Origin of the sequence: Magnetospirillum sulfuroxidans (assembly GCF_018224925.1) — a bacterium.
Taxonomy (GTDB): Bacteria; Pseudomonadota; Alphaproteobacteria; order Rhodospirillales; family Magnetospirillaceae; genus Magnetospirillum; species Magnetospirillum sulfuroxidans.
Window position 1 is genome coordinate 510,257 of record NZ_JAGTUF010000001.1, and the last position, 11,508, is coordinate 521,764.

The 11,508-nt window shown below is 60.4% G+C and carries 13 protein-coding genes; 6 read left to right on the top strand and 7 right to left on the bottom strand.

Annotated features, from left to right (window positions below; all coding sequences use genetic code 11):
• Nucleotides 1-7: 7 nt before the first annotated feature.
• The 6 genes from trkA (at nt 8) to KEC16_RS02375 (ending at nt 5,312) form a co-directional block, all read left to right on the top strand.
• The gene (gene trkA / locus KEC16_RS02350; RefSeq protein WP_211546041.1) at nt 8-1,384 is read left to right on the top strand and encodes a Trk system potassium transporter TrkA; all 1,377 of its coding nucleotides are present in this window, start codon (nt 8-10) and stop codon (nt 1,382-1,384) included.
• Nucleotides 1,385-2,233, top strand: coding sequence for a D-amino-acid transaminase (locus KEC16_RS02355; protein WP_211546042.1), 849 nt, complete (start codon nt 1,385-1,387; stop codon nt 2,231-2,233). It abuts the gene before it with no gap.
• On the top strand, nt 2,230-2,898 hold the full coding sequence (locus KEC16_RS02360) for an HAD family hydrolase (RefSeq protein WP_211546043.1): 669 nt from the start codon (nt 2,230-2,232) through the stop codon (nt 2,896-2,898). Before KEC16_RS02355 ends, KEC16_RS02360 begins: the two co-directional genes overlap by 4 nt.
• Nucleotides 2,899-2,979: 81 nt before the next feature.
• Nucleotides 2,980-3,234: an RNA chaperone Hfq gene (hfq, locus tag KEC16_RS02365; RefSeq protein ID WP_211546044.1), complete on the top strand. Its 255-nt coding sequence runs from the start codon at nt 2,980-2,982 to the stop codon at nt 3,232-3,234.
• A 48-nt stretch (nt 3,235-3,282) separates the two neighbouring features.
• Complete coding sequence (gene hflX, locus KEC16_RS02370; protein ID WP_211546045.1) at nt 3,283-4,551, top strand: GTPase HflX; 1,269 nt, start codon at nt 3,283-3,285, stop codon at nt 4,549-4,551.
• On the top strand, nt 4,548-5,312 hold the full coding sequence (locus tag KEC16_RS02375; RefSeq protein ID WP_346344007.1) for an inositol monophosphatase family protein: 765 nt from the start codon (nt 4,548-4,550) through the stop codon (nt 5,310-5,312). Before hflX ends, KEC16_RS02375 begins: the two co-directional genes overlap by 4 nt.
• Here KEC16_RS02375 and KEC16_RS02380 read toward each other — a convergent pair.
• From KEC16_RS02380 to KEC16_RS02410, 7 genes are all read right to left on the bottom strand, one after another.
• Complete coding sequence (locus tag KEC16_RS02380) at nt 5,309-6,073, bottom strand: SDR family NAD(P)-dependent oxidoreductase (protein ID WP_211546046.1); 765 nt, start codon at nt 6,071-6,073, stop codon at nt 5,309-5,311. The two genes, KEC16_RS02375 and KEC16_RS02380, sit on opposite strands and share 4 nt — an antisense overlap.
• An 11-nt stretch (nt 6,074-6,084) precedes the next feature.
• Nucleotides 6,085-6,708: a hypothetical protein gene (locus KEC16_RS02385; protein WP_211546047.1), complete on the bottom strand. Its 624-nt coding sequence runs from the start codon at nt 6,706-6,708 to the stop codon at nt 6,085-6,087.
• Nucleotides 6,705-7,505 (bottom strand): nucleoside triphosphate pyrophosphohydrolase, encoded by an 801-nt coding sequence (gene mazG, locus KEC16_RS02390; protein WP_211546048.1) that lies wholly within the window; start codon nt 7,503-7,505, stop codon nt 6,705-6,707. The genes KEC16_RS02385 and mazG overlap by 4 nt, the downstream gene beginning before the upstream one ends.
• Nucleotides 7,506-7,809: 304 nt before the next feature.
• Nucleotides 7,810-8,004 carry a hypothetical protein gene (locus KEC16_RS02395; protein WP_211546049.1) on the bottom strand — a complete coding sequence of 65 codons (195 nt, stop codon included), beginning with the start codon at nt 8,002-8,004 and terminating at the stop codon, nt 7,810-7,812.
• Nucleotides 8,005-8,046: 42 nt separating this feature from the next.
• Nucleotides 8,047-8,871 carry an SDR family NAD(P)-dependent oxidoreductase gene (locus tag KEC16_RS02400; protein WP_211546050.1) on the bottom strand — a complete coding sequence of 275 codons (825 nt, stop codon included), beginning with the start codon at nt 8,869-8,871 and terminating at the stop codon, nt 8,047-8,049.
• Nucleotides 8,861-10,933: an AMP-binding protein gene (locus KEC16_RS02405; protein ID WP_211546051.1), complete on the bottom strand. Its 2,073-nt coding sequence runs from the start codon at nt 10,931-10,933 to the stop codon at nt 8,861-8,863. Before KEC16_RS02405 ends, KEC16_RS02400 begins: the two co-directional genes overlap by 11 nt.
• Entirely contained in the window at nt 10,926-11,507 is a 582-nt protein-coding gene (locus KEC16_RS02410) for a thermostable hemolysin (RefSeq protein WP_211546052.1), read from the bottom strand. Before KEC16_RS02410 ends, KEC16_RS02405 begins: the two co-directional genes overlap by 8 nt.
• Between the last annotated feature and the right edge of the window lies 1 nt (nt 11,508).

Genomic DNA, 11,508 nt, shown 5'->3' on the forward strand with positions numbered 1-11,508 from the left:
GGCCGATATGAAGGTTATCGTCTGCGGCGCCGGGCAGGTGGGCTTTAACATCGCTCATTACCTGGCCAGCGAAAACAACGACGTCACGGTTATCGACCAGCGGCCGGAGCTGATCCGCAAGATCACCGATACCGTCGATGTTCAGGCCATCTTGGGCCATGCTTCGCATCCGTCGGTGCTGGAACAGGCCGGTGCCGGCGATGCCGATATGCTGATCGCGGTGACCCAGTTCGACGAGGTCAACATGGTCGCCTGCCAGGTTGCCCATTCGTTGTTCAACGTGCCGACCAAGATTGCCCGGGTGCGGGCGCAATCTTATCTGCAACCCATGTGGTCGAACCTTTTCACCCGCGACCATATGCCCATCGACGTCATCATCAGCCCGGAAATCGAAGTGGCCCGCGCCATCACCCGGCGTTTGCAGGTTCCCGGCGCCATCGACGTTATCCCCATGGCTGGCGACAAGGTGCAGTTGATCGGGGTGCGTTGCGATGAAGACACCCCGCTGATCAACACGCCACTGCGCCAACTCACGGTTTTGTTTCCCGATCTCAACATTGTCATCATCGGCATCGTTCGCGACGGTCGCTCCATCGTTCCGACGGCGGAAGATCAGATGTTGGAAGGCGATGAAGTCTATTTCGTCGTCGATACCCAGCAGGTTGATCGGGCGCTGTCCGCCTTTGGCCGCGAGGATTGCGCCGCACGGCGCATCGTTATTTTCGGCGGCGGAAATATCGGTCTGTTCCTGGCTCAGCAGATCGAGGAGGCTCATCCCGGCGCTTCGGTCAAGATCATCGAGATCAACAAGGAACGGGCCGAATATGTGGCCAAGACCCTGCATCGCACGGTGGTGCTGAATGGCGATGTTCTGGATACGGAAATTCTGAACGAAGCCAATGTCGCCAATGCCGAAACCGTGGTGTCGGTGACCAATGACGACGAAACCAATATCCTGGCGGCTTTGTTGGCCAAGCGTTACGGCGCCAAACGGGCGATGACGCTGATCAACAAGACCACCTATAACGCCCTGATGGGGCCGTTAGGCATCGACGTGGTCATCAGCCCCCGCACGATCACTGTTTCCAACATCTTGCAGCATGTCCGCCGTGGCCGTATCCACGCGGTACATTCCCTGCATGAAGGTTTTGGCGAATTGATCGAGGCCGACGCCTTGGAGACATCGAGTCTGGTGGGCAAGCCGTTGCGTGAGGTCAAGCTGCCTAACGGTGTGCTGCTGGGCGCGGTGGTCCACAACGGCACCATGATCAGCCCGCGCGGCAATACCGTGGTTCAGGCGGGGGACCGGGTGGTGCTGTTCGCCGCAGCCGAAGCGGTGAAGAAAGTGGAAAAGATGTTTTCAGTCCGGCTGGAGTATTTTTAAGTGCCACGCGTCAGCTATGTGAATGGCCGCTATGTCGCCCATCGGGACGCAGCCGTTCATGTGGATGATCGGGGGCATCACTTCGCCGATGCGGTCTACGAGGTGTTGCCGGTGGTGGCTGGGCGCCTGTGTCATCTCGATCAGCATCTCGACCGCTTGGAGCGTTCGCTGGCGGCCCTTGCCATTTCCTGGCCCGTGCCGCGCCGGGTCATGCCGATCATTTTGGCGGAAGTGGTGCGACGCAACCGCCTGAAGGATGGTTTGGTCTATATCCAGACCAGCCGTGGGGTGGCGCCGCGTTATCATCCGTTTCCACTGGATACACCGGCGGGTTTAGTGGTCAGCGCCTGGGCTCATTCCGGTCCCGCCGCCGCCCAGATCGAACAGGGTGTGCGGGTCGTCAGCCAATCCGATCTCCGCTGGAAGCGTCCCGATATCAAGGCGACCGGGTTGCTGCCCAACGTTCTGGCCCGACAATCGGCGCGCGAGGCGGGAGCCTTCGAAGCTTGGTTGATCAACGATCAGGGGGTCGTCACCGAGGGCAGCGCCACCAACATCTTCATTGTCGGCCCCGACGGGGCGTTGCTGACGCATCCGGCCGATAATTCCATTCTGGCCGGGGTGACCCGTGGGAATGTCTTGCGGCTGGCCCGTAATCTTGGCTTGGAAGTGGGCGAGCGTCCCTTCACCCTGGCCGAATCGCTGCGGGCACGGGAAGCCTTTTTGACCGGAACGACGATGATGGTGATGCCGGTGGTCCGCGTCGATGACACCACCATCGGGGAAGGTCGCCCCGGACCGCTGACCCTGCGTCTGCGCGACTTATACCAGGAGCTTCGCCGCCCATGACCCGACCGCAAGCCATGCTGTTTGACTGGGACAACACCCTGGTCGATTCGTGGGAATGCATCCTGGCCGCCTATAATGGCACTTTTCGGCATTTCGGCATGGCCGAATGGACGATGGAACAAGCCAAACAGAACGTGGCGAAATCGCTGAAAGATTCGTTTCCCGACATGTTCGGCGACCGATGGACCGAAGCGCGCGAGGTTTTTACCAGCACCTTCGAAGCCATCCATCTGGATTACCTGCGCCCGTTACCGGGAATCGAGCCGATGTTGCGTCAGCTGCATGCCGAAGGCATCTATCTGGCGGTGGTTTCCAACAAGCGGGGCAATTTTTTGCGGACCGAAGCCAAGGTCTTGGGCTGGGACATTTGGTTCGGTGCCTTGATCGGCGCCAATGATGCGGCGGCTGACAAACCGGCGGTTGATCCGGTGACAATGGCGCTTGCCCCCAAAAGTCCGCCCCCCCAGATGAAAGTCTGGTTTGTCGGCGATTCTCCGATCGATATGCATTGTGCCATAAATTCTGGGTGCATTCCGGCATTGTTGCGGGCGGATCCTCCCCAACCGGGTGAGTTTGATGCCCACCCGCCGGCTTATTACTTTCCCAGTCCTCAAATTCTTCTAGACCGATTGAACGAACTATCGGTTCCCAATCCGGCGATTTGATGATAACGAATGGGTCGCTAGGGAGGTCTTCTCGAAGACCTACGAATAAAACTCTCGGGCAATAAGAACGGAACATCAACCATGTCCGCCGAAAAATCGCAAAACGTACAAGATGTGTTTCTCAATCACATCCGCAAGCAAAAGACCCCGGTTACCATCTTTTTGGTTAACGGCGTCAAGCTGCAAGGCATCGTCACTTGGTTCGACAATTTCTCGGTGCTGCTGCGCCGGGATGGTCATACCCAATTGGTGTACAAGCATGCCATCTCGACGGTAATGCCGTCGGCTCCCATCCAGTTGTTCGAGCCGCCCATCAAGGAAGGCGGCGAAGAATAAGTGTCTGAAGGCGAGGGGGGGGCACTCAGTTCCCAACGACAGCGGGCCATGGTCGTCCATCCGGCCGTCAAGGTTGCCGATGGTGGCCTGCGCGCGCCGCAATCACGGCTGGACGAAGCCGTTAGCCTGACCCAAGCCATTGATCTTGATGTGGTGGCCGCCGAATTGGTCCCGGTGACCAAGCGGCGGCCAGCCACGCTGATCGGCAAAGGCGCGGTCGAACGTCTGGCTGAACTGGTGGTGGCCAAGGACGTTCAGGTCGCCATCGTTGACGGCCATCTGTCGCCGGTTCAGCAACGCAATTTGGAAAAAGAATGGTCGTGCAAGGTCATCGACCGCACCGGCCTGATTCTGGAAATTTTCGGCGCTCGCGCCCGCACCCGTGAAGGTTCGTTGCAGGTGGAATTGGCGGCGCTGTCTTATCAGCGCTCGCGCTTGGTACGGTCATGGACTCACTTGGAACGTCAGCGCGGCGGCTTCGGCTTCTTGGGCGGCCCCGGCGAAACTCAGATCGAAGCCGATCGCCGCATGATCGGCGACCGCATCGTCAAGCTGAAGCGTGAGTTGGAAGAGGTCAAACGGACCCGCGAATTACACCGTTCCGCCCGTCGTCGCGTGCCTTATCCCATCGTCGCCCTGGTTGGCTATACCAATGCCGGCAAGTCAACGCTGTTCAACCGCCTGACCCGTTCCGAGGTTCTGGCCAAGGACATGCTATTCGCCACTTTGGACCCGACCATGCGCGGCCTGAAACTGCCCTCGGGCCGGCAAGTGATCTTGTCCGACACCGTGGGGTTCATCTCTGATCTGCCGCATGAGCTGGTCGCGGCCTTCCGCGCCACCTTGGAAGAGGTATTGGAAGCTGACGTCATCGTCCATGTGCGTGATATGTCGCATGCCGACGCCGAAGCCCAAGCCAGCGACGTGGAACTGGTGCTCAAGGAATTGGGGCTGGCTGAAATGGTCGATCGCGGGCTGGTCGAGGCTCTTAATAAAATCGATCTGCTGGCGGAAGGATCACAAGAAGGTGTGATAAATCAAGCTGCTCGCCGCCCGACATCGTTACCGATCTCAGCCTTGACCAGCGCCGGCATTCCTGAATTCCTGGCCTGCATCGACAATCAACTGGCCCAAAATCGCCAGATCATCGACGTCAGCTTCGACCTGGGTGACGGTGCCGCCATCGCTTGGATGTACCGCAATGGCGAAGTGTTGGAACGCAATGACGACGAGCGGCAAACCCATTTGAAAGTCCGCCTGGACCCTGCCAACATTCAGCGTTACCACCAGATGCAGGCCAATGGGGGAATTGGGTGAAGATTGATGTCAGCAGGGTCGCCGGGCTGATCCGCGAAGCGGCAGAGGCGGAAATTCTTCCCCGCTTCAAGAAACTGAGCCGTGACCAGATCCGAGAAAAGAAACCCAATCAGCTGGTCACCGACGCCGATGTCATGGCGGAACGGTTGTTGACCCGGACCTTGACCGACCTGCTGCCCGGTGCGGTGGTTGGGGAGGAAGCGGTAGACGCTAATCCGGCCTTGCTTGACGCCCTGCATCACCCCGGAATCGTCTGGGTGATTGATCCGGTGGACGGGACTGGAAATTTCGCCAACAACAACCCGCGCTTTGCCGTCATCGTTGCTCTGGTCGTCGATGGCGTCACCATCGCCGGCTGGATTCATGATCCGGTCCCCAATCGCACGGTCATCGCCGAAATTGGCCAGGGCGCCTGGCGCGATGGCACCCGGCTGAAAGTGGCGGCGGAGGTGCCGCTGCCGCAAATGACCGGATCGGTGAAGAAACGCGGACGCGTTGCCGATCAGGTGCTGCATGTGGCGCGCCGCGGCAGCGCCGCCCACGATTACCTTGATCTGGTCACCGGTCGCCAGCACTTCGCCCATTTCCGCAAACTCATGCCATGGGACCATGCCGCCGGCGTGCTGATGCAGCAGGAAGCGGGGGGGGTGGCCGCCATGATCGACGGCACCCCTTATGTTCCGGTTCTGCATGCCGACGGTCAATTGCTCCTGACACCTGGGCAGCACAGCTGGGATCAACTGGCCCCGTTGGTGGATTAACCCCGGTACACGGTCAAGCCGGCCGGAGCTTGCGACACCGGCATCATCTCGATGCGGTTGATGTTCACATGGGCCGGCAACGAGGTTGCCCAGACCACGGCCTCGGCCACATCCTCGGAGGAGAGGGGGGTGGTGCCGTCATAGACCTTGGCCGCGGCCTCGGCGTCGCCCTTGAAGCGAACCAGCGAGAATTCCGAGCCGCCGCACAGACCTGGTTCGATATTGGTGACCCGAACCCGGGTTTTGATCAGATCGGCAATCAGATTAAGCGAGAATTGGGTCACTGCCGCCTTTGACGCGCCATAGGCATTGCCCCCCGGATAGGGATAGGTGCCGGCGATGGACGAGATGTTGACCACATGGCCGCGATCCCGCGCCACCATGCCCGGCAGCACCGCCCTCGTCACATACATCAGGCCTTTGACATTGGTGTCGATCATCGCCTCCCAATCGTCAAGATCGGCGGCATGGGCCGGTTCCAGCCCCAAAGCCAAACCGGCATTGTTGACCAGAACGTCAATGTGGGCGAAGGGCGCGGGCAGGGCGGCAATGGCTTCGGTTACACCGACACGGTCGCGCACGTCCAACACCAGAATATGACAGGGGGATGCCAGTTCCTGCGCCAAGGCTTCCAGGCGATCACGCCGCCGACCGCACAGAATCATCTGCGCCCCCTGGGCGGCATAGGCACGGGCAATGGCGGCGCCGAAGCCGGCGGAAGCGCCGGTTACAAAGACGGTACGATCGGTCCAAGCAGACATGGCGAATATCCTTACAGCGGGCGGCGGGGGTCGGGATCGCGCAAAATGATCAATGTCGGGGTTGCCGACAAAGCGTTTTCCATTTTCCACACATAGACTTGGTATTGGCCATAGGGGCGCACTTCTGTGGCGTTGTGTTTCAAGACGTTGGCGTCGGTGGTGATGCGGAATTCCCCTTCCATGGTGATGCCCAATTCGGCCATGCGTTGGGCATCGCCGGGCTTGACGCCATTGGCATCAATGATGATCGAGCCGTCCTCATTGGCCTTCATCGACAGCAAACGGGCGTCGCGGCGCAAGAACGCGGTCAACTGCACCTTGCCCAGCCGTCCCATGCGTTCGTATTTGACGTGAAACCGGCCCTTGCCGACGCGCTTGATGTCCTTGATCGCCGGATCGCGCACCAGATCCTTATAGATATTATTGTTCTTTTCTTCTTCGTTTTCCGGGGTTATGCGGCCGCCGGCGTAATCATGCATGATCGGGGCGTAGATCAGGTCGCCTTCGTAAGTGATGGCGTAATCGCCATAGCGGGACAGCCGCAACTCACCGCGGAATTTGTCGGGGATGTAGCACGACGCCAAAGGCAGCAACAGCAGCAGCACCAGCGGACGCAGATATTGGCGCATGCTCATTGACCCTCTCCTTGGGAGCGTTCCCGGCGCTTGGCGTCCAGCCATAATTCCTCCATTTCGGCAAGGCTCGCCCTATCCAGGCTCTGACCTGACGCATGAAGAGTTGTCTCTATATGATTGAAACGACTTGTGAATTTTGCATTTGCGCGTTTCAAGGCCAGTTCCGGATCGACCATGAGCTTGCGGGCAAGGTTAACACAGACGAACAGCAGATCGCCAACCTCGTCCTCAAGTCGTTCCGGTCCCGATTTAGCGTCGATTTCAACTTGTATTTCAGACACTTCCTCGGTGATCTTGGCGATAACGTCAGCGGCTTCGGCCCAGTCAAAACCAACGCGGGCCGCCCGGCATTGCAGCTTCAAAGCCCTTGTCATTGGCGGCAACGAGCGGGCGATGCCATCCAGCACGCTGGCATGGCCTTTGGCGGCGCGTTCTTCCGCCTTGGTGACTTCCCAAGCAATTGTCTGGGTCTGGGCGTCACGCTGATCGGCATCGGCAAAAACATGGGGGTGACGCCGGATCATCTTGTCGGTGATGGCGCGAGCGACATCATCGAAATCGAAATGACCCGCCTCGGACGCCATCCGGGCGTGAAAGACCACCTGAAACAGCAAATCCCCCAATTCATCCTTCAAGGCGGCCATATCGTCATGCTCGATGGCATCGGCGACCTCATAGGCTTCCTCGACGGTATAGGGGGCAATGGTGCGGAACGTCTGTTCACGGTCCCAGGCGCAACCGCGCTGGGGATCGCGCAAGGTGGCCATCAGGTCTAGCAAACGATCAATGGGGCGCATGGGAAACTCGTGATTGGGGCGCCCACAGAATAAGGGGGGAAGCGACCCGAGGCCACAGAGAATCCATCCGGGGTGATAGCGGACATCCCATTCATCTGAATGCCAGATGAACAAGCCATTCAGCCAAGAGACGGGGAGGTCGGCCTAATATCTCCTTCAACAGCTACTCACTGCATTGGAGAAAAAAATGGTCCGCCCTCTCGACATCGGTATGATCGCCAGCACCATGATTTGGATCGCCGCCGGATTTTCTTTTGGCTTTATGTAAAAAACGGAGAGGCCAACCCTCTCCGTTCAAGTTTATTCAGGCAAGCATATCCATTTTGCCGCCTCGGCCCGGAGGCGGGGTGGGCAGGGCCTTGGCGGCGGCCGAAACGCCGCCTTCGTCGCCATCATTGTCGCGGTCAGGACCGCGCTCGGTGGCTTCCGGTGCGCGGACCGGGGCCGAAGCCGAAGCGGGATAGGCGGGGGATGAAGCCCCCAGCGCAGAGATTGGCATGATTCATGTCCTTTCTTGAATCCTGATCCGGCTTTTCTGCCGTCAGGATAGCTTGATCGGTAAAGCTGACGACAACCTGACAAGTCCGCTTTTCAGGGCGGTCCGCATCTGGTCGCGGATTCCTTTGTCCACTTGGGACGGAAGCAGCCGCTGGGCCAGCAAGAACAGACGTTCGACTCCGCCTGGATAGATGTCGCGGGCATCGCGGGCGATTCCGTCGACAATAGCCCGCGCCACGTCTTCAGGCGGGTCCATGCGCATGGCGAAGGCCTCGGCATAAGCCGCGAAGCCGGCGGCGGCGGGGGTCCGCGTGCCACGCGGTGCGCAATAGGTCACCCCGATTGCCTGATCCGCCAATTCGCGCCGCAATGCCTCGGACCAGCCGCGCAGGCCGAACTTGGTGGCCGAATAGGCGGCAAAAAAGGGAAAGGCGATGTCACCGAACATGGAGCCGACATTGACCACCCGGCCGCATCCGGAAGACCGCAAAAGCGGCAAAAGCTGGCGGGTAATGCTCATGGGGGCCAACAAGTTGACCTCGATCATCCGCCGCCAGCTGTCTTCGCTTTGACTGGCCAGCGGCCCCGCATCGACAATGCCGGCATTGTTGACCAACAAATCCAGACGCCCGGTCAGGGTGGCCACTTTTTCGGCGATGCCGTCGCGCCCCTGCGGGCAAGCCAAGTCCAGGCACATGATGGTGGCGCCATCGGGGGCGGACAAAAGCGCTTGCGTCTGCTCCAAGCCGTCACGGGTACGACCCAGCAAAATCAATCGAACGCCTCGGCGCGACAATTCCACCGCGATTGCCCGTCCGATGCCGGATCCGGCCCCGGTGACCAGGGCGGTGATGCCGTCAAGCTGCATGGGACACCTCGGTCGGGCGAAGGGCGAGAGAGCGGAAAACATCGGCGTAAAGTGCGTAAAAATCCTTGGTGGCGGCGATGATCGTCCGCCGCCGCTCGGGGCTGTCGATGACATCAAGCAAACGGGCGAAGCCCTCGACATGACCGACGTCCAAACCTCCATGAGAGGTCAGGTAAGTGAAACCGGCGCTATCATCGCCGCCGACGCGGGCACGGATACAATCCGCGGCCTTGATGGCCAGAGCCACCGACATGCCTTCGAGGACATGGACCATCCCCAGCAAACTATAGGGGCCTTCCTCGGCGATCAGGTGAAAAGCGGTGGCGACCAGGACACGCACGGCCAATGGCGGCCTTGCCCGACGGCAGACTTCAACATCGCCACCCAATGCATTGATATCGTTCAAAATCCATTCGTCATGGCCGATTTCTTCGGCGATATAGTCGCGCAATCCTTCGGCCAAGGCGGCATCGTCCGGTCCGCAGGCCGCCAACGCCGTTTCCAGTAACGGCACGGTATAGCGAACGTGATGGTAAGCGCTGTTCAAAAAAGCCAGATAAAGTGAGGCGTCAACGCCTTCGCTCACCGCTTGACTGATCAACGGGATGGCAAGAAAGCTTTGGCGGTCGCGAGTGGTGTCAGCGACCAGGGTTTCGTACAAGCTCATTTCGGCTTCTTTCAGGAATTGGGCGATGCGCCGCCGCCGTGGGCGGCCATCCGGGGTGAATAACGCGTTGGCTTGAGCCTGGGCGGCGGACAGAATCGCCACTTCGGTCGGACGGGCATAGGCGGGAGCTGTCTGCGTCAATGCCTGTAAACGGGCCAGCCAATCGGTGGATGACGCGTCGATGGGAGGCGCGGGGATCAGCACCGCCTTGATTCCGCCATCGCCGGCAATCAGGGCGCAGGTCCGAATAGCGGCATCGGCCCGGATCATCGGTTCAATCCATTCCGGGTGAACATTGCGGCCATTCGCGGTGACGATCACATCGTCCTTGCGCCCAAGCACCACCAAGGTTCCATCCGATTGGATTTGCCCGCAATCGCCAGTGCGCCACAGACCGTTAGCGGCCACGCCGCCCAGATATCCGGCCATCACAGTGGGGCCATGCACGATGATTTCACCGTCGTCGATGCTGACATTCACCCCGGCCAGCGGCTGGCCAACCGTGCCGGGCCGCCGTTGACCGGGGCGATTGACCGCCACCACCGAACAACATTCCGACAGGCCATAGCCTTCGTGAACGGGAAGTCCCATCTCCCAGGCGCTTTGCGCCAGTTCCTCACCCACCGGAGCGCCGCCAACGGCGACGAAGCGCAGGGATTGCGGCGCGCGGCGTCCGCTGTGGCGCAGCCATTGGACCCAAGCGGCCAGCAATTCAGGCACCAGCACTGACGTGGTGGCGTCTTGCTGTTCGGCCTCCTGCGGAGCCTGTTGCGGTGAGGCAACGATATGAATGCGTGCCCCAAGTTTCAACGGCAACAGCAGACCGGCCAATTGCTCCAGCAATAACGAGAATGGCAGTACCGAAAGATGGACGTCTTCGGGGCTGGCCTCGGCCGCCATTTCCAATCCGCTCAGGCTGGCAGTCATGGCGTTTTCTTCCAGAACAACCCCCTTGGGGGCGCCGGTCGTGCCCGAAGTATAAATGATCCGCCGCGACGGCGAGAGATCGGGCCATGCATCCGCCACGGCGTCCGGTGGCGGCACCAAGGTGGGAACATCCAGCTCGGCCAACCGGGCGCGGCCTGCGGCGGTAGTCACCACGGCCTCGATGCCGGCGTCGATGACCATGTGCCGCCATTGCCCGACAGAAAAGAAATCGGGCAGCGGCACGATGGTGCGCCCCAAGGCTGCCAAGGCCAGATCGGTAACGATATGGCTGTGATCACGGGGCATCAACAGTCCGATTACGCGCGGGCTCAAGCTCAGGGCGGCGCAGGCGGAGGCGATCGCCTGGTCCAATGCACCATAGCTCATTGCGCCGAATTGATCGGTGATGGCGATACGCTCCGGGGTGCGGGCGGCGGTGGCGCGAATGGCCTTAAGAACATCACGCATGACAGGCAACCGGGGCGGCAATGGACATCGGGGTGAAAGCGGCGGGCAGGGTCTCAGCCGCGACCACCAGAACACGGGGGTCGTGCAGGTAATAGCTGCCCCAGGCGGCAGGATTGCTCACCCGTTCCCGTCGTGCTGGCCCCAGATCAACCGCAGTAAGGCCGGCGCGGCGCAACAATCCGCGCAAGCGCGCCGTCGCGGTGAACATGCCATAGCTGCATCCCGAGGCCAGACACAGCCGGATGACGGCGCTGACCAGGGGCAGCGCCGCTCCAACCTTGGGGGCGGCGAGACTGGAAAACTCGACGATCTGGCGGCGACTGACCGTGCGGCCCAAAGCTTGGCCGAGCACATCCTCGACCGCGCCGTCCAGATAGACGTCAGAGAACAGACCATCTTCGGCAAAACGCAGCCCGGCAATGGCCACAGGGTGACCCGATGGATCAAGCATGGCGACAAGGCTATCGGGGAAAGTCGGAACATGGGCCCCGTATTCGGACAGGAACACGGCCCGCACGGCATGTTCTAAACGGGTTCGGTCGGGGTGGCTATGGTCGGCGAGGATTAGGGTCATG